We start from the raw sequence: 23,165 nt of genomic DNA, 5'->3' as shown, positions 1-23,165 counted from the left end.
GGCAGGTGCACCGGATCGGCGGGGCGTTGGGTCAGTCCAGGACGCGGGCCAGGTAGGCGTGCATCATGGCGCGGGTCTCGTCGACGATGTGCCGGTCGCCGGCCGGGTCGGAGCGGAAGGCCAGCTGGATCAGGGCGTCGGTGGCCTCGACCGCGACCAGGACGGCGCGGCTCAGCGCCTCGTCCGCGACCAGGCCGAGATGGGCGCAGAGGAGCTCGGTGAGGCGGGCGGCGACCAGGTGGTTGGGGTCGGCGACGGTCCCCTCGCTGCTCTCGGCCGGTGGTGCGGGCACCCCGAAGTCCACGAGGACGAAGCCCGGCACGCTCCGCTTCATCGACAGGTACTCGTCGAGCACGGCGTCCACCACGGGCCGCCAGTCGGTGGCCGGGAGCTCCGCGAGCCGGTCGGAGATGCCCTGGGCGTAGCGGTCGAGGTTGCGGTGGGCGAGGGCGTCGGCCATGGCCCGCTTGTTGCTGAAGAAGCGGTAGACGGAGCCGATGGGCACGCCGGCGCGGACCGCGACGGCCCGGGTGCTGAGGAGTTCGTAGCCGGTCTCGTCGAGCAGCTCGGCGCAGGCGTCGAGGATCCGGGCGAGCCGGTCGGCGCTGCGCTGCTGGACCGGGGCGCGGCGGAGGGAATGGGCGGGAGGCACTGCGGGCACGGGGTCCATCATGCCGCTCCTCGTTGTGGATCAGTTCAGCAGGAGGCTTATTCCGCCGAGGGTGTAGACGATCATCAGCGCGAACAGGGGGAGCTGACCGGCGACGGCCCTGGCCGGCGGGAAGAGCCGGACCGATCGGTCATGGGCGGCGACCACGCCGAGGACGTGGCCGGTGACGACGGCGGCGACCTGGAGGGCGGCCAGCCCTCCGGGGCCCAGGGGCGGGGCGGGCGGAGGGGCGTTGTCAGTGCCGAGTGCGATGCTTACGGTGCGTGGTCCTTCGGTCACGAGGAGGGAGAAGTAGTGGGCGACGAGATAGCCGAGGGCGATCGGCAGGAGTGAGTGCGCGAAGGCGGTCAGGGGGCCGGGGAGAGGGCCGGAGACCAGGCGGGTGGCCGCCGCGCACAGGCAGTAGAGGACGGCGACGAGCGCGACGGCGCCGAGGAGTCCGAGCGTGGCCGTGGGAACGCGGCCGAGGGGGGAGGTCTGGACGGTGTTGATCCAGGAGGGGGTGTCGGAGAAGCCGTCGTAGGCGGTGGATCCGAGGAGGACGCAGACGGTGGCGACGAGTCCGGGCCGCTCGGGCGTCGCGTCGAGTCCGTGGAAGGGGTTACGGAGGACCAGGCGGCCGTCGCTGCGGCGGCCGAGGGGGGACAGCCGGGCCAGCAGGCCGGAGTACACCTCGAACGCGTCGCCGTGGCCGAACCAGCGCTCGCCGTAGCGGGCGGCGCACAGCAGCTGGACGGCGGCGTAGAAGGCGAGTGCGGTCAGGAGGGTGGTGGTCGACGCGGGTTCGGGGGCGACGAGCTCCAGCCAGGTGAAGCCCAGCAGTCCGGCGGCTGCGGGCCAGGTGCCGAGGCGGGCGGGCACCGGGCGGGTCCGCACCGCGCGGGCGGGGTCGGCGGTGCGGGCGCCGTGGCGCGGCAGGCGGGAGCGCAGGCGGGCGGGCAGGGAGTGCAGGGTGCGGAGGGGGTTGAGGAGGCGCCAGACGGGGCCGAGGAGGAGGGAGGCGGGGACCAGGCCGACCCAGAAGAGGACGTAGACGGCGCCGGGCGCGGGATTGCGCTCGGGGTCGTCGGGGCCGAACAGGAGGTGCAGCAGGACGAAGAGCGCGGCGGCCAGCCCGAGGACGCGCAGGGCGGTGCGGGTGTGCGGGGCGTCGGCGAGGCGCTGGAATCCGGCCGGGAGGGCGAGGCCGGAGCGGTCGCCGCGGAAGCGGGAGGTGGACCAGAGCAGGCCGAGGGCGAGGAAGGAGACGAACAGGGCGGTGAAGGCACCGGCGAACGCGTAGAAGGGGGAGATCGGCAGGTCGTGGGTGGAACCCACACCGTGCGCCAGGAGCCGGCCGGGACCCGGGCCGGCCGGCGGAACCGGCAGGACGGGCAGGTCCGGCACACCGGGCAGGACGGGACTGGCGGGCAGGTCCGGCGGGGCGGGCGGGACTGGCAGGGCGAGCGGGGTGGCCGCGGCGGACGGGACGGTCACGGGCGGCACCCGGTCACCGGACCACGAGCTGGGTGAGGACCAGGCCGGACTCGTGGGTCTCGACCTCGAACAGGCCCGTGCGGTCGACGGTGAGGAGGAGGGTGGCCTCCTGACCCGGCGGCAGCGCCAGTTCCCGGTCGTAGCCGTGGACGTGCAGGGTGTCCGCGCGGTCGCTGGTGACCCGCAGGGCCACGCTCTGGCCGCGCTTGAGCTCGGTGCGGCCGGGAGCGGGGCTGACCTTGCCGTCGCGGACGGAGAGCGTGACGGTCCGGTCGGCCGGCGCACCGCCGGGGGTCGCGCCGTTCGGCGGCGGGCTGGCCGTGCCCGCGGGCGGGGCGGGGGTGCCGTGGCCGTGGGCGGGCGGGCTGCCCGCCGCGGTGGCGGTGAGCTGTGCCGTGGCCTCGACCGGCTTGCCCGCGACGGCCCACGCGGTGTGGTCGTCGGCGTAGAGGCGGACGGTCAGGGTGTGCGGACCCGGGGGTACCTGCGCGGCCGGCAGGTGGTGCCAGGGGCCGTACAGCCTGGCCAGCTTGCGGCCGTCGAGCTCCAGGTGGGCGTGACCGGCTCCGGGGACAGCGGCACCGCCGGTGCTGTCGGGGGTGAACCGGAAGTTCTGTACGGCGAGTTGGAGGTTCCAGCCGTCCTCGGTGTCGGACCGGAGGGTCAGCCGGACCTCGGGGGCACCGGCCGCCGGGACCTCCCGGAAGCGGTGGCTGGCCGGGTCCCTGGTGTCCAGCAGGGTGCCGGTGCTCCCGGACGCCTGCTCGTGACTGGTGCCGGGCTTGTGGTGGGTGGTCGGCCGCCCACCACAGCCCGTCGCACCGGCGCCGGCGAGCAGCAGCGCCACGGCGAGCAGCGCCGCGGCCCGCCGCCCCGGCCGGCGCCGGCCGGGGCGCTGGGGGCGGCGGACCCCGCGGGCCGGGGCGCCCGGACCGCCCCGGCCCACCTCGCCCCGGCCCTGCCCGCCCCGGCCCGGCCCGTCTGCCCGGCCCCGGCCGCCGGAGCGCCGGCCGTCCCCGGGCCCCGCCCCGGCGGGCAGGCCGGGCACGCCCAGGAGGGCGAGCCGGCCGAGCAGACCGGGCATGCCCGGCTGCCCGGACCGGCCCGATCCGCCCGAGTGGTCCGGCCGATCCGGCCGGTCCGCCGCACGGTTCCGGCGGAACGGCGTACGGCAGACGCCGCAGGCGTCGTGCTGCCCGTTCATGCCGCGCCTCCCGGCGTCCCGCCGCCCGGGGCGGGCGGGCCGTCCGCGCCGGAAGCGCCTGCGGAGCCGGTGTCCGCACCGGAGCCGCCGTTCGCCGAGCCGTCCTCGGGCCGGGTGTTCGGGCGCGGGTCGCCGGCGGGCGAGGGGGCCTCCGTGGGGTTGCCGGTCCGCGGGGTGTCCGGGGTCGGGGCGGAGCCCGCCGGGCCCTGGTCGGGCCCGGTGGGGGTTGCCGCGGTGCGCCGGGCCGGGGCGGCGCCTGCCGGGACGGGGATCCGGTCGCCGGACGGGGCATCGCCGGGCGGGGTGGTCGTGGGGGGCGGGCCGGCGTCGGTGCGGGCCGAGGCGATCACTGCCCAGAGCACCCACACCACGGCGACCAGGCCGCGGATCCAGGCCGGGCCGACCGGGATCCACGGGATCATCAGCACGGCCTTGTCGAAGGCGTCGAGCAGGGTGAGGGCGCCCAGGAGGAGGGTCAGCCGGGCGAGCCAGGGCCGGGAGCCGCGCAGGGCCAGGCCGGTGCCGGTCCACCACACTCCCTGCAGGAGCAGCGCCAGGGCGGGCACGGGGGTGCCGGCCAAGGACATGGTGGAGCCCGCCACGTCCAGGGCCAGGCCGGCGGCGCCCACGGCGAAGGCGGCGGTGCCGAGCCGGTCGCGGCGCAGCCGGCGCCACCACAGGGTGCCGCCGACCAGCAGCAGGACCGCGGCCACGGCCAGCGCGATCTGGGTCTCCACCCGTTCCAGGCCGCGGGCTCCGTACCAGTCGCAGCCCGCCGGCAGCCGGCGCGCCTGCACGTTGTAGTCGGCGCAGACGAGGAGCTGGACCAGCTTCACCGGTTCGCCGACCAGCCGTGCGGAGGCCCCGGAGACCTGCCCGCGCGCCCCGCCGCACTCGGGCAGGGTGCCGGGGGTGGAGCCGTCCGGGCCGTCCTGCCAGCAGTTGCGCTTGCCCTGGCCGTCCCACCACACGTCCATCCCGTTGGGGCGGGAGGCGCCGGACCTGTCCTTGCCGAGGACGTTGCCCGCGTACCGGTTGTGGTGGGAGGTGTCGGCCTGCTTGGACCACTCCTCCTCGCCGCGGATGAACGCGGGCACGGCCGAGAGGAAGAACGCCGCGCGCCGGTGGCCGTAGACCCAGTTGTTCTCGTAGATGTTCCAGTTCCCGCCGGCGGTGATGATGCCGGTGCCGGGGGGCATGGAGATCTGCGGGCAGACCACGCCCTGCTCGTAGCCGCGGTCTGCGGGGGCCTTGGCGCAGGTGCCGTCCGCGACGTACCGGTAGTAGTCCTGGTTGTTGTCGTGGATCAGGTTCCGCTCGAACTTGGCGTGGTTCTGCGGGAGTCCGGGGTGGCCGGGGAAGGCGCTGTCCATCGAGGCGCCGCCCATGTTCTGGTCGAACTCGTTGTCGTGGACCCAGACCGAGTCACCGGCGGTGCCGGAGTATCCGACCATGTTGTGGTGGCTGCGGCAGCCGGTGATCTCGATGGAGTAGCGGGGCACGTCGTAGCCGCGGCCGTCGTTGATGTTCGAGGCGCTGCCGGGGTAGATGCCGGAGTCGCCGTTGCCGTAGGACTCGCAGTTCTTGTAGAGCCCGTGGTCGCTGGCGAAGGTCAGGAAGCCGTACTCGTCGTTCCAGCGGGTGAGCACGTCGTCGATGACGAAGCCGTCCCCGGCGAGGACGTAGAGCGAGTTGAAGGTGGTGCGCTGGGCGGTGAAGTTGCGGAAGTAGATCCCGTTCGACTTGTCCGCGCGGATCGCGTTCAGCTTCCGGTACCCGGCGTCGACGACCACGTCCAGCCGGGACGCGCCGGTGCCCTCGATCTGCAGGTCCTTCTTGCCGAGGATGGCAACGAGGTTCTGGTTGTGCGGGCAGCGGGCCTGCTGCTCGTAGCTGAGGATCTGGTAGCCGAAGGAGGACTTGGGCGCCTCCAGGGCGGCGCACTCCCCCGCCGGCTCGGGCAGCGAGGGCTCCTCCTCGTAGAGCCCGGGCAGGATCGCGATGTTCATGCCGGGCCGGTCCACCTTGTCCACGGCCTGCTGGAGGTGCCGGTATCCCTCGCGCTCGCAGCGGGCGAAGAGGTCCAGGTTGCGCTGCCTGAGCTCCGCCGGGAAGGCGGAGATCCGCTTTTCGAAGTCCCCCCGGTCGGCCTTGCAGACGATCAGGTCGGGTTCGGCCTGGCGGTACCGGGGCACGGAGCCCGAGCCGTCGGGGAAGGTGACCGGGCGCTCCTCGTGGGCGCGGGCGGCGGGAGCGGCCGCGAGCACCGCCAGTACGGCGAGGAGGAGCGCGAGGAGGGCGGCGGGCAGGGCGGCGGGGAACCCCGCCGGCACGGCAGGGAACCTGCGGGTCCACGACATGCGCGAGAGAGTAGAGCAATGTTCATCTTTTGGGAGCCCCCCGCGCACGCCCGAGTTTCCGCACGACGGAATTCCCGCCGTTGACGCGGCGGGCCGGGAATCCTACTGTCGACCATAGGATTCCTCGACGGAGCGGGAGCGAACGCATGACGAGCGTCAGCGGCAACGGCAGCGAGCAGGCCAGGAAGACGGCGGAGGGGCTGACGTACCTGTCCGGCTTCGGCAACGAACACAGCTCGGAGGCCGTCCCGGGGGCGCTCCCCCTGGGCCGCAACTCCCCCCAGATCGCCCCCCTCGGCCTCTACGCCGAGCAGCTCAGCGGCAGCGCGTTCACCGAGCCCCGCGCCCACAACCGGCGCTCCTGGCTCTACCGGATCCGCCCGTCGGCCGCGCACCCGCCCTTCACCCGGACCGACAACGGCAACCTGCGCACCGCGCCGTTCACCGAGACCGTCCCCGACCCGAACCGGCTCCGCTGGAACCCGCTGCCGGACCCGGCGCCCGGCACCGACTTCCTGGCCGGCCTGTGGACCCTCGGCGGCAACGGCGACGCCACCCAGCGCACCGGCATGGCCATCCACCTCTACGCGGCCAACGCCTCCATGACCGACCGGGTGTTCAGCGACTCCGACGGCGAGCTGCTGATCGTCCCCGAGCGCGGCGGCCTGCTGATCCGCACCGAGCTCGGCCTGCTGCACGCCGAGCCCGGGCACATGGCCCTGATCCCGCGCGGCGTGCGCTTCCGGGTCGAGCTCCTGAACAGCGGCGACGAGCCCTCCCGCGGCTACGTCTGCGAGAACTACGGGCAGCCCTTCGAGCTGCCGTACCTGGGTCCGATCGGCGCCAACGGCCTGGCCAACGCCCGGGACTTCCTCGCGCCGGTGGCGGCGTACGAGGACGTCGAGCGGCCCACCGAGGTCATCAACAAGTTCTGCGGCAACCTCTGGTCCGCGACCTACGGCCACTCCCCGCTGGACGTGGTCGCCTGGCACGGCACGCACGTCCCGTACGTCTACGACCTGCGCCGCTTCAACGTGATCGGCACCATCAGCTACGACCACCCCGACCCGTCGATCTTCACGGTGCTGACCTCGCCCTCGGACACCCCGGGCCTGGCGGGCGTGGACTTCGTGGTGTTCGCGCCGCGCTGGCTGGTCGGCGAGGACACCTTCCGCCCGCCGTACTTCCACCGGAACGTGATGAGCGAGTACATGGGCCTGATCGAGGGCGCCTACGACGCCAAGGCCGAGGGCTTCGTGCCGGGCGGCGGCTCGCTGCACAACATGATGTCCGCGCACGGCCCGGACCGGGAGACCTTCGACAAGGCGAGCGCCGCCGAGCTCAAGCCGCAGAAGATCGACGACGGCCTGGCCTTCATGTTCGAGACCCGCTGGCCGGTCACCGCCACCGGGCAGGCGGCCGGCGCGGACCACCTGCAGCGCGGCTACGACGACGTCTGGCAGGGCCTCGAACGGCACTTCCGCGCCTAGGATGCGTGCACGACGCCCCACCCGTACGGAGAAATCCCCGTGACCGCCTTCGCCCCCGATTCACTGGTGCTCAACCGGAAGCTGCCGCTCTGGTACCAGGTGTCGCAGTCCCTGCGCGCCTCGATACTGGGGCGCACCCCGGACGCCTCGCTGCGCCTGCCCACCGAGGAGCAGCTGGCCGAGCACTACGGGGTCAGCGTGCTGACCATGCGGCAGGCGCTGAAGGAGCTGGAGCAGGAGGGGCTGATCACCCGGCACCGGCGGCGCGGCACCTTCATCGAGCCGGGGGCGCAGCGCGGAGCGCCGGTACGGCTGCTGGGCTCGGTCGACGCGATCGTGGCCCAGCAGTCCGGCGAGCGCACCACGGTCCTCGGGCACGAGCGGGGGCCGGTTCCGGGGGAACTCTCCGAGTACTTCCCGGGCGCCCAGGAGGTGGTCACGTACCGGCGGCTGCGCCGTGACGGGACCACCGGGGAGCCGACCAACTGGGCGGAGAACGCACTCCTCCCCGAGCTCGCCGGGGCGGTGGACGTGGCCGATCTGGAGCGCTGGCCGATGACCAAGGTGCTCCGGGACGTGGTGGGGGTGCGGATCAGCCGGATCACCGACACCGTGGAGGCGCGGCTGGCCGACCCGGCGACGGCCGAGCTGCTGGAGGTGCCGCTGCTCAGCCCGATCCTGCACTACACGGGCGTGACGTACGACGAGGACGGCCGGGTGGTGGACGTGGCCCGGATCCGCTACCGCGGCGACCGGTTCTCCTTCACGGTGACGGTCGACGCGCACTAGACCGCGCTGAAGGGCCGCACCGGGGGCGCGTGCCGGGGGGCGTGCCGGAAGGGCCGGGGCCGGGGCCGGGTCAGCTTTCCTCGCCCTGCTCCCGGGCGCGCTCGCCCTCGGCCTGGGAAGGCGTGGTCCGCATGACGTCGGGGTGCCGGTGTTCCCGCCGCTCCTTCTCGTCCATGTCCTCGTCCAGGCGCTCGCCTTCGGCCTGGGACGGGGTCGAGTATTCGTCGTACTGGCTCATGGCCGCCCTCCTCGATCGGGACATGCGCGGAACATGTGCCTACAAAAGGAGCGTAACGCTTCGCAGCGGCCCGGACAGGTCCGCTCGTGGACCCGGGCTCACCCCGCGCTCCCCCTACCATCTGGCGGGTGACGACGGACGCGCCCCTGCTGGACGATCTGATGCCCTGGTCGGTGGCCCCGCTGCGGCTCGGCCGGTCCTGGCCCGCCGCCGCCGATCCCGCGACCCTGCGGGCCCGCTGGGCGGCCCTGACCGCCGCCGGGGGCGCGGAGCACGAACGGCTGTTCCGGCCGAGCCGGTCCCGTACGCCGGCGGCCGGGGCGGCGGCGCTGCCGGGGCAGCGGGCCGGCACCGGTCCCTTCGCACCGGAGCCCGGGGCCTGCCCGGAGCCGGTGCGGGTGCTGACCGGGCCGTTCCACGAGGAGTGGCTGCTGCCGGACCAGCGGATCATCGACGCGGCCCGGCCGGAGCTGTGGCGGGTGCGTGACGAGCACCAGCTGTTCGTCCTGGAGACCGAGCCGCTGATCACCGCCCATCTGCCGGCCGGGCGGCCGGGCCGGGTCCGGCCGCTGCACCGCCGGCCGGGCGGGACCGAACCGAACCTGGCTCCGGGCCTGCTCGCCTTCCTCGGCGAGCGCCACGGGACCGCGGCGACCGCGGACGAGGTGCTGGCCTGGGTGCTGGCCACCGGCCGCCCCGGCCCGCGCGGGTACGAGGTCCCCCTCACAGCCGACCCAGGGCGCTGGCGGGCCGGGGTGGAGCTGGGGCGCCGCATCCTGGCCGTGCGGCTGCGCGGGGCCCGGGGCGGGGAGCCGCCGCGGCTGCCGGGCGGGCGGCGCCCGTACGTCCGTGCCGCACTCCCGGACCGGCCGGACGGGCCGGCGTACGACGCGGAGACCGAGACCCTGCATCTGGGCACCGGGCGGATCGCGCCGGTGCCGGCGGAGGCGTGGGCGTACGAGGAACGCGGTGTCCGGGTGCTGGAGGGGTGGTTCGCGGCCCGGACCGCCTACCGGTCGGCGGAGGGCCTGGAGGCGCTGGGGCCCGTGCAGTGGCCGCAGCAGTGGACCTCGGAGCTGCTGGGGCTGATCACCACGCTGTCCCTGCTGGCCGAACTCGCCCCGGAGCGGGCCGCGTTCGGCACCGGGCCGGAGATCACGGCCGCGGAGCTGCGGGCGGCGGGCGTCCTGCCGCCGCCACGCCGGGCGCGCCGGCCCGCCTCGGTGCTGGACCACCGGGAGGAGGGCCCGGGCGGCCAGTTCGCACTGCTGTAGGGGGGTGTCATGGGGTGCCGGATGCCAGGGGGTGCCGAATGCCAGGGGGTGCCAGACCGTGCCATACGGATCAGACCCGGCAGGCCGGGCTCCGCGGTCACGGGGGCGCCGGTCCGGCCTCCGGCGGTACGGGCCCCGCACTCACCGGGGCGGGGCGAACGAGTCCAGCAATCGCCCCACCCAGTGCCCGAAGACGGCCTCCAGGTCGGGTGGCGGGGACTCCGCCGCGGCGCCCAGCGCCCCGGCCAGCCGCGGGTACTCCCCCGTCGCGAGCTGCCCGGCCAGGTAGGCCGTGCGCGCCCCGCGCTCGGCCGCCTCGCCCCACGGCAGTGAGCGCGCCCGTTCGGCCAGCGCCAGTTCACCGCCCACGTAGGTGGCGAGCATGCCGTTGAGCGAGGCGATCAGCTCCAGCTTCCCGGCATCCGGGACCTCCAGCGGCGCCAGGCAGAACAGGCAGTGCTCCAGGTAGCGCAGCACCTGCGGGCTGAAGCCGTACACCGGCGACAGAAGTCCCGGCAGCCATGGATGACGGAACATCAGATCGCGTCCCTGGCGGGCCAGTCCGAGCATGTCGCCACGCCAGTCCCCCGTGGGCGGGGTGAGTTCGTACTCGCCGCTGACGCGGTCCACCATCAGCTCGTACAAGTCCTCCTTGCGCGGAACGTAGTTGTAGAGCGACATGGTCCCGGCGCCCACTCCGGCGGCGACCCGGCGCATGGACACCGCCTCGATGCCCTCCGCGTCGGCGATCCGCACCGCCTCGGCCGCGATCGAGTCACGGCTGTGCGCGGGACGGGGTCCGCGGCCGGCCCGCTGCGGGCGGGTCCAGATCACCCCGGGCTCGACGGAGCGCCCGGCGGCCGTCATCGGCCCTCACCCGGCGCCGCGCCGTCGCCGACGACGCCCGCACATCCGCCCACGTCCGGGCCGGTGCCCGCGTCCACCTTCATACCCACGTCCACTCACCCATCCTAGCCACGTACAGCGTACGTAGTGCGGTAGGGTCGCCGCCATGACAACTACGTACGCTGTACTTAGTGAAGGTGTGGAGAAGAGGTTCGGGGAGGTCCGGGCCCTGCGCGGGCTCGATCTGGCGGTCCCCGAGGGCACCGTGCGCGGACTGCTCGGCCGCAACGGCGCGGGAAAGACCACCGCCGTCCGGGTCTTCGCCACCCTGACCCTCCCGGACGCCGGCTCCGCGGCCGTGGCCGGCCACGACGTGGTCCGCGAACCGGCCGCGGTGCGCCGGGCCATCGGTGTCACCGGCCAGTACGCCTCGGTCGACGGCGAGCTCACCGGCCGGGAGAACCTCCGCCTGTTCGCGCGCCTGACCGGGCTGCGCGGAGCCGCAGCCCGGGCCCGCGCCGGCGAACTGCTCGGCCGCCTCGGGCTCGACGAGGCCGCCGACCGCGTGGTCGGCACCTGGTCCGGCGGCATGCGGCGGCGCCTGGACCTGGCCGCCGGCCTGCTCACCCGGCCACGGGTGCTGTTCCTCGACGAACCGACCACCGGCCTGGATCCGGCTTCCCGGGAGCAGATCTGGGCGGCGGTGCGGTCCCTCGCCGACGAGGGCACCACCGTGCTGCTGACCACGCAGTACCTGGAGGAGGCCGACCGGCTCGCCGATGACGTCACCCTCGTCGACAACGGCCGCGCCTCCGTCACCGGGACCCCCGAGTCGCTCAAGGCCCGGATCGGGTCCTCGGCCGAGGTCACGGTGGCCGGGCCCGAGTCGCTGGGCGGGGCCGCGGTGGTGCTGGACCGGCTCACCGGCGGACGGCCGGTGCTGGACGAGGAGCGGCTGACGGTCGGGGTGACCGTACGGGACCCGGGGCTGACCCTGCCTCAGGTCGTACGGGCCCTGGACGCGGCGGGGGTTCCGGTGACGGACGCGAGCCTGCGCCCGCCCAGCCTGGACGAGGTGTTCCTGCGCCTGACCGCCGCGCCGGCCGGATCCGGGGAGGCCGCGGCATGAGCAACGTCCTCGCCGACGGTACGGCGGTGGTGGCGCGGCAGCTCCAGAAGGCACGGCACGCGCCCGCCCTCCTCGTCCTCACCCAGACCATGCCGGTCATGCTGCTGCTGTTCTTCGGCTACGTGTTCGGCAGTGCGCTCGCCATGCCCGCCGCCGACTACCGCGAGTTCCTGGTGCCCGGCCTGCTCGCCGCGACCGCCGCGAACGGCCTGATGACCGGCATGTTCACGGCCGCCCAGGACGCGCACCGCGGGGTCATGGACCGGTTCCGCACGCTGCCGATGAGCCGGGCGGCCGTACCGCTCGGCCAGACCGGCGCGGACCTGCTGACCACGACGGTGTCGATGGTGCCGCTGATGCTGGTGGGGCTCGCGATGGGATGGCGGATCGAGAACGGCCTGCCGGGTGCACTGGGCGCTCTGGGCGTGCTGCTGCTGTTCCGGTTCGCCACCGCCTGGGTGGGCACCTACCTCGGCCTGGTCAGCAGGAGCGAGGAGGCGGCCGGCCAGTTGGGCAGCGCCACCTTCGTGCTGCCCATGGTGTCGAGCGCCTATCTGCCCACGGCCGGGCTGCCCGGGTGGGTGCGTACGGTCGCGGAATGGAACCCGATCAGCGCGGTCGCCAATGCGGTGCGCGCGCTGTGCGGGAACGCGGGCGGCGAGGCCGCACCCGGGGCCGCCTGGCCGGCCGCCCACCCGGTGGCCGGGGCAATGTGCTGGTCGCTGGCGCTGCTGGTGGTGTTCGTGCCGCCGGCCGCGCGCCGGTTCGCACGCGGCCGGGGCTGACGGCCGTACCGGGCGGGACTCCCTCCATGGCCGGCCGGGGGTGACAACCACCCGCCCCACCCGGTAGGCAGGGCCCCATGGCCACCCACGCGCTTCCGCAGCCCCTCCCGCTGGACGGCGTCACCGTCGTCGCCGTCGAACAGGCCGTCTCGGCCCCCTTCGCCACGCGCCAGCTCGCCGACCTCGGTGCCCGCGTGATCAAGGTGGAGCGCCCCGACGGCGGCGACTTCGCCCGCGGCTACGACACCGCGGCCCGCGGGCTGGCCTCGCACTTCGTGTGGGCCAACCGGGGGAAGGAGTCGATCGCCCTCGACCTGAAGGAGCCGCGCGGGCGCGAGGTGCTGGAGCGGCTGATCGCGGAGGCGGACGTCTTCGTGCAGAACCTCGCGCAGGGGGCGGCGGCCCGGCTCGGGCTGGACGCCGCCACGCTCACCGCGCGGTACGGGCGGCTGGTCGCCGTGGACATCTCCGGCTACGGCCCCGAGGGCCCGTACGCGCACAAGCGGGCCTACGACATGCTCGTGCAGTGCGAGGCCGGGCTGGTCTCGGTGACCGGCACCCCGGACCGGCCGGTCAAGGCGGGCATCCCGGCGGCCGACATCGCCGCGGCGATGTACGCGTTCTCGGGGGTGCTGGCGGCGCTGCTGCGGCGCGGGACGACCGGGCGCGGCGGCCCGGTCGAGGTGTCGATGCTGGACGCGCTCGCCGAGTGGATGGGGCATCCGCTGCACCACACCATGCACGGCGGTGAGCAGCCGGCCCGGACCGGGCTGGGGCACGCGGTGATCGCCCCGTACGACGCGTACCCGACGGCGGACGGCGGCGAGGTGCTGCTCTCCGTGCAGAACGACCGGGAGTGGCGGCGGCTGGCCGAACAGGTGCTGGAGCGGCCCGAGTTGGGCGTGGATCCGGCCTACGCGACGAACGCGGCGCGGACCGCGAACCGGGGGGAGACCGACGCGGTGGTGGCCCGGGCACTGGCCGGACTGGGCACGGCGGAGGCGATCGGCCGCCTGGAGGCGGCGGGGATCGCCTGCGCCCGCCTCAACTCGGTGGCGGACCTGGCCGGGCACCCCCAGCTGGCGGCACGTGACCGCTGGCGGGAGGTGGACTCCCCGGCGGGGCCGCTGCGGGCCCTGCTGCCGCCGATCGAGCTGCCGGGCGGTGCGGCACCGCGCATGGGCGCGGTGCCCGCACTCGGCGAACACACCGACGCGTTGCTGCGCTCCCTGGGGATGACGGAGACGCAGATCACGGCGCTGCGCCGGGACGGTGTGGTCGCCTGAGGCCGGGGACGGAGGTGTGCCGGGGTGGAGCCGGGGTGCTACGGGCGGCGGCTGCCGAGGAGCGTACGACGCAGCCGGCGCAGCGGGGCGAACAGCGCGACGCGCGCGCTCCGGCTCCGCTGGACGTGCGTGTGGTCGCGCGAGGTCAGTTCGCGCATCAGCAGGGTCGCCTCGGCGGCCTCGCGCTGCGGGACGGCGGGGCCGCCGAGCACAGCGAGGTGACGGTCGAGGCGCGAGCTGGTCGCGCTGCTGCCGCAGGTGATGGCAGGCACACGGGGTGGCCTGCTGCGCATTGCTATCTGTTCCATGTCTCTCCCCACCCGTACGAAGGCACCCGGCCCGGGCAGATTAACCCTATCGCCCCCACGTCGCAGTCGGGTATCCCGGTCGTGTGAATTACCCCTGTTTCGCGCGGGAGTTGACGGTTACTCAGTGGAGTCATCCGTCACTCTCCGCACAAACCGGACTGTTTGGCGAGTTTTGGCACGACCGGCGCCACGACCGACGAACCGGTATAACGTGGAGTGATCGGACCGCTACCCATGGGGGGCCTCATATGGGCGGAGATCTGAGCCGGGATCCGGGCGGAAAGCGAGACGGATCACAGGGCGGAACGCAGAGCGGACCACAGGGCGGAACGCAGAGCGGGGCGCCGACCGGAAGCACGCCCGGAAGCGCGGCCGGAAGCGCGGCCGGAAGCGAGCGGATCCTGGCCGGCCGCTACCGGCTGCTGGACCCCCTGGGCGAGGGCAGCACCGATCTGGTGTGGCGGGCCCGCGACGAGAGCCTGGGACGCGAGGTCGCGGTCAAGGAGATCAGGGTGCCGGCCGGGACGGACCCGGTGGACGCCCGGCGCCTGTACGCCCGGCTGGAGCGGGAGGCCAGGGCCGCGGCGCAGATCTCGCACCGCGGGGTGGTCAAGGTGCACGACGTGATCACCGAGGGCGGCCGGCCGTGGATCGTGATGGAGCTGGTCCGCGGACTCTCGCTGGCGGAGGTCCTGGCGGCGGACGGACCGCTGCCGCCCCAGCGGGTGGCGCACCTCGGGGAGCAGCTGCTGGTCGCGCTGAACTCCGCGCACGAGTCGGGGGTGCTGCACCGGGACCTCAAGCCCGGCAACGTCCTGGTCGGCAACGACGGCCGGGTGCTGCTGAGCGACTTCGGGCTGGCCCGGTCGACCGCCTCGGGGGCCGGGTTCCTGGCTCCGGAACGGCTCTCGGGGCGGGCCCCGGGCCCCGGGTCGGACCTGTGGTCGCTGGGCGCGCTGCTCTGGACGGCGGTCGAGGGGAGCCCTCCGCCGCGCGCGGACGGCGGCTCGCCGGCGCCGGCGCCGCGCCGGGCGGGTCCGCTGGCGCCCGTACTGGAGGGACTGCTGCGGCCGGATCCCGCGGACCGGCTGCCGGCGGCGGAGGCCGCCCGGATGCTGCGCGTGGTGGGTGCCGGCGGGACCGTACGGGCCACCGGCGGACCGGAGTCCGGATCCGGCGGCAGCGCCGGCGGGACCGGCAACGGCGGGACCGGCAACGGGGGTGGACCAGGCACCGGCGGTGGCCCGGCGACGGCGCCGCCCGAGGGGGCGGTGCCGCGCCGGGCCGGTCTGGTGCTCACGGCCGGGGTGCTGGTGCTGCTGGCCGCGCTGGTGGCGCTGGTCTGGCTGCTCGTGGACTGAGCCGGCTCAGGCGGCGTTGGTGAAGACGGGCAGGTAGCCGCCGGAGTGGCCGGCCGCGGTCGGGTGGTACGACTCGCCGATATTGGTCCAGTTGAGGCTGTGCAGCCACGCGCTGCCGGAGCAGATCTCGTGGCCGGTGAATGCACCGACGACCGAGGCGAAGGCGAACCCGTGGTCGGCGGCCCGCTTGGCGATGGCGGCGTTCAGGTGGTCGGCCGCGCCGTTGATGGCGGACCGCTCGCCCTCGCTGAGGCCGGCGATGCAGCTCCCGCCCAGCTTGTAGAAGCGCGGGTAGCCGATGACGACCACGCGGGCGGACGGGGACTTGGCCCGGATGGCGTCGTAGACCTGGTCGAGCTTGCCGGGCAGGGTGGTGTCGACGTACGCCTTGGCCTGGTTGACGCGGCTGACGCAGGAGGACTCGGACTGCAGCACACAGGTCGTCATGACGTCGGAGAACCCGGCGTCGTTGCCGCCGACGGTGATGCTGACCAGGTCGGTGCCGCTGTTGAGCGGGCCGAGCTGGCCGGACAGCACGTCACCGGTGCGGGCGCCCGAGCAGGCGGTGAAGGAGAAGGTCTGCGGGGAATGGGCGGCGGCCCACAGTGCGGGGTAGGCGCGCGGGGTCCGCTTGCAGTTGCCGCTGCCGCTGTCGTAGTTCCCGGCGCCGACGCCGGAGGAGTACGAGTCGCCGAGGGCGACGTAGCCGAAGTCGGCCTGCGGTGCGGCCGCGGCCGCTCCGGCGCCGAACAGGGCGGCTCCGGCGGCCAGCAGCAGTGCGGAGGATAAGGAGGCGAAGCGCGACAGTCTCATGAGTGCGGCTCCTTGTGGGGGTTGACCGACGAGTGGGTGGCTCGTCTCGTTTGTCGTACCGAGAGCCGGGAGCTTCTGGAAGTGTCCATGCCAAGAAAATTCGGCGAGGAGATGGCGTGGGGACGGGGGCGGAACCTTCACGCGGGGAGCGTTTGAAGAGGGAAGTCAGGCACCCGATCCGGCGAACGAACCGGGGAAACACGGGTGCACGAGGGCACTCCGTGCCGGATCATGGGCGCCATGCCAGACACTCCGGGCGCCATGCCGGGCCCCCCGCCGAGCGACCGCGACCCCCGCGACGCACTGCCGATCCGGCTCACCGTGGACGACAGCGACTCCCCCTCGGACGTGGTCGACGCGCTGTTCCTCGGCCGGTTCGCCTCCGGCGAGCAGCCGTACTCGCACAGCGTCACCATCGAGCGGGTCAAGGCGGACGCCACCCTGCTGCCGCCCGCGGCGACCGTGCTGCGCGCGGCGCGCGACACCGACCGCAGCGCCACCCTCGCCCAGGGCGAGGGCTGGACGATGCTGGTCTCGCGGTGGAGCCGGGGCGCGGACGTGACGGTGACCGCGGTCAGCGACGAGCTGGCGGAGCGGGTGCTCGGCCAGGCGACGGAGGGCGCTCAGGACGAGCCCGAACCGCAGCCGGAGAACGTCACGATGGGCTTCTGGTACGTCTCCCCCAGGCGCGGCCCGTACCGCACGACGCGTCAGATCGGCGCCGGCACCTGGGCGGAGGTACGGGAGAACTACACGGCGCCGGTGGCCGGGGCGATGGACCGGCTGATGAAGATCACCCCGGACGACATCGCGGGCCGGCTCCTGCTGCTCCACGGACCGCCGGGGACGGGCAAGACCTCGGCGCTGCGCACCCTGGCCCGGTCCTGGCGGGACTGGTGCCAGGTGGACTGCGTACTCGACCCCGAGCGGCTGTTCAACGACGTCGGGTACCTGATGGACATCGCCATCGGGGAGGACGAGGGCTCCACGAAGGGGCGCTGGCGGCTGCTGCTCCTGGAGGACTGCGACGAGCTGATCCGCGGGGAGGCCCGGCACACGGCGGGGCAGGCACTGTCCCGGCTGCTGAACCTCACGGACGGCCTGCTGGGCCAGGGCCGCAACGTCCTGGTCGGCGTGACCACCAACGAGGACCTGGAACGCCTCCACCCCGCGGTGGTACGTCCCGGGCGGTGCCTGGCCCGGATCGAGGTCGGCAAGCTCACCCACCGCGAGGCGGTGGACTGGCTGGGCACGGAGGAGGGGGTGTCGCGGGAGGGCGCGACCCTGGCCGAGCTCTACGCGCTGCGGCGGGGCACGGGCTCGGCGGCGGTCCTCCCGCCGCAGCCGCACGGCCCGGCGGCGGGGCTCTACCTGTAGCGCCTCCGGCGCGCCGCCCCGCCCCGCCCACCACGGCAGGGCGGGGGGGCCGGGCTACTGCTCGTAGCGGGCGCGGAGGGCGTCCAGCGCCGCGGACACCGCTTCGTCGAAGGTCAGGCCGAGCCGGTGCGCGCGCTCCGCGTACGCCTGTGCCGCCCCCGCCGCCTCGCGCGCCGCCGCGTCCCCCGCCGCGGCGACGAACGTGCCGTGCCGCCCGCGCGTCTCGATCACCCCGTCCGCCTCCAGCGCCCGGTAGGCCTTCGCGACCGTGTTCGCCGCCAGGCCCAGCTCCTCCGCCAGCCCGCGTACCGTCGGCAGCTTGAAGCCGGCCGGGAGGGCGCCCGACCGCGCCTGCTCCGCGATCTGCGCGCGCAGCTGCTCGTACGGAGCGGCAGAACCAGCCGTTCCGGAAATACCGATCTTCAGATTCGTCGAGGTCACACCCCGGATTCTGCTCCATCAGGGGCCCGTCGCGGGGAAATTCGGGGGCACGGCGGCACGCCCCCTGCGTAGCGTCCACCGCATGACTGTTCTGGTACGTGATCTCCGCCCCGACGACCCCGCGGACGTCGAGGCCGTGGTGCGGGTCCGGCGGGCCGCCCTCCCGTTCATGATCAGCACGGCGGAGGGCATCCTGTTCGACCTGTCCGTCGCCAACCCCGCGCAGCGGTACCGCCTGCTCCTCGCCGAAACGGCGGACGGGGAGGTCATCGGCACCGCCCAGGTAGGCATCGCCTACGAGAGCCCCGAGCCCGGCCGGTCCTTCGTCAACCCCTACGTCGACCCCGCCCGCCGGGGTCTGGGAGCCGGCGGCGCCCTGCTCCGCACCGCGGAGGCGTACCTCGCCGCCGAGGGGGCCACCGAGGCCTTCGCCTGGGTTCTGGACGAGCCCGCCCACCGCGCCTTCGCCGAACGCCACGGCTACCGCCGCGGCCGGTCGGCTCACTTCCTCCGGCTGGACCTGACGGCCGGCACCCTGCCGCCGGTCCCGGAGCCGCCGGCCGGCGTCGAACTGCGGCCCGCCTCGGCCTTCGCCGCCGACCCGCGCCCGCTGTTCGCCGTGGACGCGGAGGCCACCGCCGACGAACCGAGCGACGTGGGCGCGGAGTTGACCGACTACGAGGACTGGCTCCGGCACACCTGGAACAACCCGGTCCTGGACCGGGACCTGACCATGGTGGCCCTGGTGGACGGGGAGCCGGCCGCGTTCAGCGCGGTCCGCACCGACGGCGCCGGCCGCTACGGCTCGGCGATGACCGGCACGGTGCGCGCCCACCGGGGCCGCGGCCTGGCCAAGCTCGCCAAGGCGGCCTCCCTGCACCGGGCCCGGGCGGCCGGCTGTACGGAGGCGTTCACCGGGAACGACAGCGGGAACGGCCCGATGCTCGCGATCAACCGGTGGTTCGGATACGAGATCTGCGCGACCGAAACGCGCTACGCGAAGAAGCTGGGAGGCTGAACGCCGTCATGGGCGTGATCGAGGTGGCCCTGGTCAAGGGCGGACGTACGAAGATCCGCTACGAGGCGGAGCTGGTCGGGGACGACGGATCGCGGATCTCCGTGCGCGCCCCCTGGTCGGCTCCCGGCGTCCGCGACTTCGGCTTCGTGCGGTTCGAGCCGGGCGACGTGTTCACCGAGCACTACTGGCGCGACCGCTGGTACGCCGTGAAGGAGGTCCGGGCCGGCGACGGCACGCTCAAGGGCTGGTACTGCGACATCACCCGTCCGGCGGTGGCGGACCCGGCCGCCGGCGAGATCGTGGTGGAGGACCTCGACCTGGACCTGTGGGTCTCCGCCGACGGCTCCGAGGTGCTGCGGCTGGACGAGGACGAGTTCGCCGCGAGCGGCCTCGCCGGGCACGACCCGGAGGCGGCCCGGCAGGCGCTGGCCGCGCTGGACGAGCTGGAGCGGCTCGCCGTGGCGGAGGGCGGCTACGCGCTGAGCCGCTTGCGGTAGTGGAAGCGGTCGTACGGGCCGTCGACGCGCCGTTCGGTGAGCTCGTACCCGTAGCGCGGGTAGAGCCGCTGGTTCTCCCACATCAGGGCGTTGGTGTAGAGCCGGATCTCGGGCAGGCCCAGCGCGCGGGCGCGGGTCTCGGCGAATCCGAGCAGGATCCGTCCCAGGCCGGTGCCGTGGGCGTCCGGGTGGACGGCGACGCTGTCCAGGAAGAGGTGGTCCTCCTGCGGCACCAGCACCACCAGGCCCGCCACCGGGTCGCCGGCGACGAAGACGTGCCCGGCGGCGACCCCGGCGGCATGGTCCGCGTCCATCGGGGCGGGCCGGATCCCGATCCGCTCGATGTAGTGGCGGTACGCGGCGTCGGTCACGGCGCGTACCGCGGGCACGTCCGCGGTGACGGCTCTCCGGGGCTCCCGCCCGGGCTCCTGCCGGGACTCGGGCTCGGTCTCGATGATCATGCGGGCACGCTATCCGTAGGCCGCGCTTAGCGCCTCCTTAAGTGAAGCCTAAGGATCGGCTCCAGGGCCTCCGAGCAGCCGGAATCCCCTTTCGGAGTGGCTAGTTTGGGCGAGCCAGGGAAGGCCGGAAGCGGCGCCGCAAACGCAACAGGGGGGCGGCGCCGCTCAGCCCACGGGGCCGGCCACCGAACCATGTGCAGCCCACAAGGAGAACGCTCATGTCGACCGTCCCGACCGTCGCGACCGCTTCCGTCCGCCGTACGGCCGCCCGCCTCGCCGCCCTCGGCCTCGCCCCGCTCGCGCTGGCGGCCACCGCCACCACGCCGGCCGTCGCGCACGGGTCGATGACGGACCCGGTCAGCCGGGTGGCCACGTGCTTCGCGGAGGGGCCGGAGTCGCCGAAGTCTGCGGCCTGCAAGGCGGCGGTCCGGGCCAGCGGGACGCAGGCGTTCTACGACTGGAACGAGGTGAACATCGGCGATGCGGGCGGCCGCCACAAGCAGCTGATCCCGGACGGCAAGCTGTGCTCGGCGGGCCGGGACAAGTACAAGGGCCTGGACCTGGCCCGCGGCGACTGGCCGGCCTCCCCGATGAAGGCCGGTGCGCATACGTTCCGCTACCGGGGCACGGCTCCGCACAAGGGCTCCTTCGCCCTGTACATCACCAGGGACGGGTACGACCCGTCGAAGCCGCTGAAGTGGTCCGACCTGGAGGCGAAGCCGTTCGCCACGGTCACCGACCCGGGGATGCGGGGCGGCGAGTACGTGTTCACCGGCACCGTGCCGAAGAAGTCCGGCCGCCACCTGATCTACAGCATCTGGCAGCGGTCGGACAGCCCGGAGGCGTTCTACACCTGCTCGGACGTGGTGTTCGGGAAGGACAACGGGAGCGGTCCGGGCCCGCAGCCCACCGGCAAACCGAGCACGAAGCCCGGCACGAAGCCGACCGGGCAGCCGACCGCGCCCACCGGCCCGCAGACCGGCACCACGCCGGCCGTGCCGGCCGCGCCTGCCACGCCGACGGGGGACGCGCACGGCCACAGTGCCCACGGCGGGGCGTCCCCGTCCCCGCTGGCCTCGACCTCGACGGTGGCCGCCCCGGAGTCCTCCTCCGGGGGCGGCGGTCTGGCCCAGACCGGCGGCAACAGCGCCACCCCGGCGATAGCGATCGCCGGGGCCGGGGCCCTGGCGGTCGGCGCGGCCGTGGTGTTCGGCCTGGCCCGCCGCCGTGCCGCCGGGGGACGGCACGGCCGCTGACCCGGTAGCCGGGGCGGGCCCGGTGCACGGACCGCTTGCGCGTCAGTCGAAGACCGAGGCGCAGGTGGTCCGTTCGGCGTGAGCCGGGTCGAGTGCGTTGAGCGCCTCGTGCCAGGCGATCCGGTCCACGAGCCCGATCGCGACGTGCTCGGAGAGGTCCACCGGGCAGAGGTCCTGCAGGACCACGTTGCGGACGTTCGGGCCGTCCAGGAACTGGCTGCGGTACGGGGTGACCACCTGGTCGTACCTGGTGGCGATGACCGTGTAGCTGACACCGGGAACCGTGTCGCCGCCGGCGTTCAGCTTGTTCTGGAAGGCCGAGCCGGCGATCTGGTCGGCGAGCCCGGGGGTGTTCTCGCTGATCAGTTCCTCCGCCCCGGGGAAGTAGGGCAGCAGTTTGGTGAGGCCCAGGAGCGTGGTCCCGTGGTTGGAGGGGGCGAGCCCGACCAGCGCGCCCACCTTGTCGGCGCCGCCCAGGAACTTCAGGTAGTAGCGCGGCATCATGCCGCCCTGGGAGTGGCCGATGATGTCGGTCTCGGCGGCGCCGGTGGCGGCGAGCACCCGGTCGACGAACACGCTGAGCTGTTCGGCGGACTTGTCGACGGCGCCGAGGCCGTGGAAGAAGGGCACGCCGGGCAGCTGCCCGTAGTCGAGCGAGTAGACGCAGTACCCGCGGTGCACCAGGTACGGGGCGAGGCCGAGCCAGTTGTCGACCGAGTTGCCGAAGGTGCCGTGGACGAGGACGACGGGCCGCGGGTGCGCGGCCGAGGGCTTGCAGGACCAGTTGTTCCAGCCGCTGCTGACGGTGGCGGTCTGTGCTGTGGCCTGTGGAGCGGCCGAGGCGGTGGCGGTGGGGGCGAGTGCGCCGATCGCGAGCGTGAGGGCGGCGAGCGGCCGGAGCAGGCGTCTCCAGGGCAGCATGGGGTGATCTCCTTGCGGCTCATGGCATGTGGGGGCGGGGATGCCTGTGATCCGGATCACCAGGGTGTTACCACTCGTCAAATTACGAGCGAGTAGCAAGACTTGGAAGTTACGCGTCAGTAAAAAATCGCCGTGTCGAGACGGTCCCCAGCCGACTGCGAGCGCGCCGGATACACCCTCACGCGGCGAGGGTGCCCCGGGTGACGGCGGCCGGGCCGAACCGCGCCCGGAGCCGGTCCGCCACCGCCTCGATCCGGCGGGCCCTGTCGTCCTCCGGGTCCAGACTCAGCTGGTGCGCGGCCCGTTCGGCCGGTACGAGCCCCTCGGCGCGCAGCGCCAGGGCACGCACCCGGGCCCGCTGCAGGCCCAGCGCGGCATGGATGCCGTACGCGGTGGCGGTCAGCGCGGCGGAGTGCGCGGTGGGTTCGCGCAGCACCCGGTCGCGGGTGAGGCTCGTACGGTCGGCGCAGCGCACGGTCAGCGACAGGGAACGGCAGACCTCCCCCCGGGCGCGCAGCCGGAGGCCGAGCTCCTCGGTGAGGGAGAGCAGGGCCCGGCGCTGCTCGGCGGGGTCCAGCTCGTCCAGGCCGAAGGTCCGCTCGGCGCCCAGCGAGCGTTCGGCGGCACCGGGCACCACCGGGGTGCGATCGATGCCGTGGGCCCGCTCGTACGCCTCGCGGCCCGCCCGCACGCCGAGGATGCGCTGGAGGGTGGCGAGCGGGACGCCGGAGATCCGGCCGACCGAGTCCAGGCCGTACGAGGCCAGGGCGCGGGCTGCCTTCGGGCCGATGCCGTCCAGCGCGACGGCGGGCCGGGGCGCGAGGAACTCCCGTACGGCGGCGGGCTCGTCGGGCACCACCAGGGTGCGGCCGGGGGTGGCCGCACGGGCGGCCATCCGGGCCAGCATGGGGTTTCCGGCGGCACCGATCACGCAGTCCACGCCGTACAGGGCGAGTGCCCGCACCCGGATGACCGCGGCCAGCCCGGCGGCGTCCCGGCCGAAGTAGCGGAAGGCTCCGCGGACGTCGGCGAGCGCGGCGTCGGGCGGGAGCGCCTGCACGAGCGGGGTGACCTCCCCGACCATCCCGAGCAGCCCGCCGTACGCCGCGGCGTCGAGCGGCCCGCCGTCCAGGGCCCGGAACCGCAGGCACAGCACGGCGGCCCC

23 protein-coding genes are annotated in these 23,165 nt (G+C 74.3%); 11 read left to right on the top strand and 12 right to left on the bottom strand.

Annotated elements, in window-relative coordinates; translation table 11 throughout:
* Nucleotides 1-31 precede the first annotated feature (31 nt).
* The 4 genes from ACGFQ9_RS29410 to ACGFQ9_RS29395 form a co-directional block, all read right to left on the bottom strand.
* Complete coding sequence (locus ACGFQ9_RS29410; protein WP_393578185.1) at nt 32-670, bottom strand: TetR/AcrR family transcriptional regulator; 639 nt, start codon at nt 668-670, stop codon at nt 32-34.
* A gap of 21 nt (nt 671-691) precedes the next feature.
* The gene (locus ACGFQ9_RS29405) at nt 692-2,038 is read right to left on the bottom strand and encodes a hypothetical protein (RefSeq protein WP_393578183.1); all 1,347 of its coding nucleotides are present in this window, start codon (nt 2,036-2,038) and stop codon (nt 692-694) included.
* 121 nt (nt 2,039-2,159) lie between these two features.
* The gene (locus ACGFQ9_RS29400) at nt 2,160-3,002 is read right to left on the bottom strand and encodes a hypothetical protein (RefSeq protein ID WP_393578182.1); all 843 of its coding nucleotides are present in this window, start codon (nt 3,000-3,002) and stop codon (nt 2,160-2,162) included.
* Nucleotides 3,003-3,346: 344 nt separating this feature from the next.
* Nucleotides 3,347-5,710, bottom strand: coding sequence for a right-handed parallel beta-helix repeat-containing protein (locus ACGFQ9_RS29395; RefSeq protein WP_393577944.1), 2,364 nt, complete (start codon nt 5,708-5,710; stop codon nt 3,347-3,349).
* A gap of 146 nt (nt 5,711-5,856) precedes the next feature.
* On the opposite strand from ACGFQ9_RS29395, the gene hmgA reads away from it, so the two are divergent.
* Nucleotides 5,857-7,200, top strand: a complete 1,344-nt coding sequence (hmgA, locus tag ACGFQ9_RS29390) for a homogentisate 1,2-dioxygenase (protein WP_393577943.1) — start codon at nt 5,857-5,859, stop codon at nt 7,198-7,200.
* A 39-nt stretch (nt 7,201-7,239) separates the two neighbouring features.
* Nucleotides 7,240-7,989 (top strand): GntR family transcriptional regulator, encoded by a 750-nt coding sequence (locus ACGFQ9_RS29385; protein ID WP_393577942.1) that lies wholly within the window; start codon nt 7,240-7,242, stop codon nt 7,987-7,989.
* Between the two features lie 70 nt (nt 7,990-8,059).
* Here ACGFQ9_RS29385 and ACGFQ9_RS29380 read toward each other — a convergent pair whose 3' ends face one another.
* On the bottom strand, nt 8,060-8,227 hold the full coding sequence (locus ACGFQ9_RS29380) for a hypothetical protein (protein WP_393577941.1): 168 nt from the start codon (nt 8,225-8,227) through the stop codon (nt 8,060-8,062).
* Nucleotides 8,228-8,388: 161 nt separating this feature from the next.
* Here ACGFQ9_RS29380 and ACGFQ9_RS29375 point away from each other — a divergent pair, with 161 nt between their 5' ends.
* Complete coding sequence (locus ACGFQ9_RS29375; RefSeq protein ID WP_393578180.1) at nt 8,389-9,501, top strand: type ISP restriction/modification enzyme; 1,113 nt, start codon at nt 8,389-8,391, stop codon at nt 9,499-9,501.
* A gap of 141 nt (nt 9,502-9,642) precedes the next feature.
* Here ACGFQ9_RS29375 and ACGFQ9_RS29370 read toward each other — a convergent pair whose 3' ends face one another.
* Complete coding sequence (locus tag ACGFQ9_RS29370) at nt 9,643-10,368, bottom strand: TetR/AcrR family transcriptional regulator (protein ID WP_393577940.1); 726 nt, start codon at nt 10,366-10,368, stop codon at nt 9,643-9,645.
* Nucleotides 10,369-10,513: 145 nt separating this feature from the next.
* Between ACGFQ9_RS29370 and ACGFQ9_RS29365 the strand changes: the two genes are divergently transcribed.
* The 3 genes from ACGFQ9_RS29365 (at nt 10,514) to ACGFQ9_RS29355 (ending at nt 13,547) form a co-directional block, all read left to right on the top strand.
* A complete protein-coding gene (locus ACGFQ9_RS29365; RefSeq protein ID WP_393577939.1) occupies nt 10,514-11,476 on the top strand; it encodes an ATP-binding cassette domain-containing protein in 963 nt (320 codons plus the stop codon).
* Complete coding sequence (locus tag ACGFQ9_RS29360; protein ID WP_393577938.1) at nt 11,473-12,261, top strand: ABC transporter permease; 789 nt, start codon at nt 11,473-11,475, stop codon at nt 12,259-12,261. The genes ACGFQ9_RS29365 and ACGFQ9_RS29360 overlap by 4 nt, the downstream gene beginning before the upstream one ends.
* Before the next feature lie 77 nt (nt 12,262-12,338).
* Entirely contained in the window at nt 12,339-13,547 is a 1,209-nt protein-coding gene (locus ACGFQ9_RS29355) for a CaiB/BaiF CoA transferase family protein (RefSeq protein ID WP_393577937.1), read from the top strand.
* Nucleotides 13,548-13,585: 38 nt separating this feature from the next.
* Here the strand turns inward: ACGFQ9_RS29355 and ACGFQ9_RS29350 are convergent, their stop codons facing one another.
* Entirely contained in the window at nt 13,586-13,855 is a 270-nt protein-coding gene (locus ACGFQ9_RS29350; RefSeq protein ID WP_393577935.1) for a hypothetical protein, read from the bottom strand.
* A gap of 248 nt (nt 13,856-14,103) precedes the next feature.
* Between ACGFQ9_RS29350 and ACGFQ9_RS29345 the strand changes: the two genes are divergently transcribed.
* Nucleotides 14,104-15,216 carry a serine/threonine-protein kinase gene (locus tag ACGFQ9_RS29345; RefSeq protein ID WP_393577933.1) on the top strand — a complete coding sequence of 371 codons (1,113 nt, stop codon included), beginning with the start codon at nt 14,104-14,106 and terminating at the stop codon, nt 15,214-15,216.
* Nucleotides 15,217-15,222: 6 nt separating this feature from the next.
* Here ACGFQ9_RS29345 and ACGFQ9_RS29340 read toward each other — a convergent pair whose 3' ends face one another.
* A complete protein-coding gene (locus tag ACGFQ9_RS29340) occupies nt 15,223-16,029 on the bottom strand; it encodes an SGNH/GDSL hydrolase family protein (protein WP_393577931.1) in 807 nt (268 codons plus the stop codon).
* A gap of 240 nt (nt 16,030-16,269) precedes the next feature.
* Here ACGFQ9_RS29340 and ACGFQ9_RS29335 point away from each other — a divergent pair, with 240 nt between their 5' ends.
* Nucleotides 16,270-17,406, top strand: coding sequence for a DUF5925 domain-containing protein (locus ACGFQ9_RS29335; RefSeq protein WP_393577929.1), 1,137 nt, complete (start codon nt 16,270-16,272; stop codon nt 17,404-17,406).
* Nucleotides 17,407-17,460: 54 nt separating this feature from the next.
* Here the strand turns inward: ACGFQ9_RS29335 and ACGFQ9_RS29330 are convergent, their stop codons facing one another.
* Nucleotides 17,461-17,847, bottom strand: coding sequence for a GntR family transcriptional regulator (locus ACGFQ9_RS29330; protein ID WP_393577928.1), 387 nt, complete (start codon nt 17,845-17,847; stop codon nt 17,461-17,463).
* 82 nt (nt 17,848-17,929) lie between these two features.
* Between ACGFQ9_RS29330 and ACGFQ9_RS29325 the strand changes: the two genes are divergently transcribed.
* Nucleotides 17,930-18,865, top strand: a complete 936-nt coding sequence (locus ACGFQ9_RS29325) for a GNAT family N-acetyltransferase (RefSeq protein WP_393577927.1) — start codon at nt 17,930-17,932, stop codon at nt 18,863-18,865.
* Between the two features lie 8 nt (nt 18,866-18,873).
* Nucleotides 18,874-19,362 carry a DUF402 domain-containing protein gene (locus tag ACGFQ9_RS29320; RefSeq protein WP_393577925.1) on the top strand — a complete coding sequence of 163 codons (489 nt, stop codon included), beginning with the start codon at nt 18,874-18,876 and terminating at the stop codon, nt 19,360-19,362.
* Here ACGFQ9_RS29320 and ACGFQ9_RS29315 read toward each other — a convergent pair.
* Entirely contained in the window at nt 19,338-19,823 is a 486-nt protein-coding gene (locus ACGFQ9_RS29315) for a GNAT family N-acetyltransferase (RefSeq protein ID WP_393577923.1), read from the bottom strand. The two genes, ACGFQ9_RS29320 and ACGFQ9_RS29315, sit on opposite strands and share 25 nt — an antisense overlap.
* 218 nt (nt 19,824-20,041) lie before the next feature.
* On the opposite strand from ACGFQ9_RS29315, the gene ACGFQ9_RS29310 reads away from it, so the two are divergent.
* Nucleotides 20,042-21,079: a lytic polysaccharide monooxygenase gene (locus ACGFQ9_RS29310; RefSeq protein ID WP_393577922.1), complete on the top strand. Its 1,038-nt coding sequence runs from the start codon at nt 20,042-20,044 to the stop codon at nt 21,077-21,079.
* A gap of 42 nt (nt 21,080-21,121) precedes the next feature.
* On the opposite strand, the gene ACGFQ9_RS29305 is transcribed toward ACGFQ9_RS29310, so the two are convergent.
* Entirely contained in the window at nt 21,122-22,000 is an 879-nt protein-coding gene (locus ACGFQ9_RS29305) for an esterase/lipase family protein (RefSeq protein WP_393577920.1), read from the bottom strand.
* Nucleotides 22,001-22,178: 178 nt separating this feature from the next.
* On the bottom strand, nt 22,179-23,147 hold the full coding sequence (locus tag ACGFQ9_RS29300; RefSeq protein WP_393578179.1) for a hypothetical protein: 969 nt from the start codon (nt 23,145-23,147) through the stop codon (nt 22,179-22,181).
* Between the last annotated feature and the right edge of the window lie 18 nt (nt 23,148-23,165).

This window comes from Streptomyces sp. NPDC048603 (assembly GCF_043199475.1).
GTDB lineage: Bacteria > Actinomycetota > Actinomycetes > Streptomycetales > Streptomycetaceae > Streptomyces.
Note: the sequence above shows the minus strand (reverse complement) of the source record. Positions and strands in the feature narration are given on the sequence as shown.

What these genes read in the sequence shown, in the direction of transcription:
- ACGFQ9_RS29325 (WP_393577927.1), top strand. Translation starts at nt 17,930, where the DNA reads ATGACTGTTCTGGTACGTGATCTCCGCCCCGACGACCCCGCGGACGTC.
- ACGFQ9_RS29370 (WP_393577940.1), bottom strand. Translation starts at nt 10,368, where the DNA reads ATGACGGCCGCCGGGCGCTCCGTCGAGCCCGGGGTGATCTGGACCCGC.
- ACGFQ9_RS29380 (WP_393577941.1), bottom strand. Translation starts at nt 8,227, where the DNA reads ATGAGCCAGTACGACGAATACTCGACCCCGTCCCAGGCCGAAGGCGAG.
- ACGFQ9_RS29335 (WP_393577929.1), top strand. Translation starts at nt 16,270, where the DNA reads ATGCCAGACACTCCGGGCGCCATGCCGGGCCCCCCGCCGAGCGACCGC.
- ACGFQ9_RS29355 (WP_393577937.1), top strand. Translation starts at nt 12,339, where the DNA reads ATGGCCACCCACGCGCTTCCGCAGCCCCTCCCGCTGGACGGCGTCACC.
- ACGFQ9_RS29320 (WP_393577925.1), top strand. Translation starts at nt 18,874, where the DNA reads ATGGGCGTGATCGAGGTGGCCCTGGTCAAGGGCGGACGTACGAAGATC.
- ACGFQ9_RS29350 (WP_393577935.1), bottom strand. Translation starts at nt 13,855, where the DNA reads ATGGAACAGATAGCAATGCGCAGCAGGCCACCCCGTGTGCCTGCCATC.
- hmgA (WP_393577943.1), top strand. Translation starts at nt 5,857, where the DNA reads ATGACGAGCGTCAGCGGCAACGGCAGCGAGCAGGCCAGGAAGACGGCG.
- ACGFQ9_RS29410 (WP_393578185.1), bottom strand. Translation starts at nt 670, where the DNA reads ATGGACCCCGTGCCCGCAGTGCCTCCCGCCCATTCCCTCCGCCGCGCC.
- ACGFQ9_RS29340 (WP_393577931.1), bottom strand. Translation starts at nt 16,029, where the DNA reads ATGAGACTGTCGCGCTTCGCCTCCTTATCCTCCGCACTGCTGCTGGCC.
- ACGFQ9_RS29395 (WP_393577944.1), bottom strand. Translation starts at nt 5,710, where the DNA reads ATGTCGTGGACCCGCAGGTTCCCTGCCGTGCCGGCGGGGTTCCCCGCC.
- ACGFQ9_RS29365 (WP_393577939.1), top strand. Translation starts at nt 10,514, where the DNA reads ATGACAACTACGTACGCTGTACTTAGTGAAGGTGTGGAGAAGAGGTTC.
- ACGFQ9_RS29375 (WP_393578180.1), top strand. Translation starts at nt 8,389, where the DNA reads ATGCCCTGGTCGGTGGCCCCGCTGCGGCTCGGCCGGTCCTGGCCCGCC.
- ACGFQ9_RS29310 (WP_393577922.1), top strand. Translation starts at nt 20,042, where the DNA reads ATGTCGACCGTCCCGACCGTCGCGACCGCTTCCGTCCGCCGTACGGCC.
- ACGFQ9_RS29345 (WP_393577933.1), top strand. Translation starts at nt 14,104, where the DNA reads ATGGGCGGAGATCTGAGCCGGGATCCGGGCGGAAAGCGAGACGGATCA.
- ACGFQ9_RS29315 (WP_393577923.1), bottom strand. Translation starts at nt 19,823, where the DNA reads ATGATCATCGAGACCGAGCCCGAGTCCCGGCAGGAGCCCGGGCGGGAG.
- ACGFQ9_RS29305 (WP_393577920.1), bottom strand. Translation starts at nt 22,000, where the DNA reads ATGCTGCCCTGGAGACGCCTGCTCCGGCCGCTCGCCGCCCTCACGCTC.
- ACGFQ9_RS29360 (WP_393577938.1), top strand. Translation starts at nt 11,473, where the DNA reads ATGAGCAACGTCCTCGCCGACGGTACGGCGGTGGTGGCGCGGCAGCTC.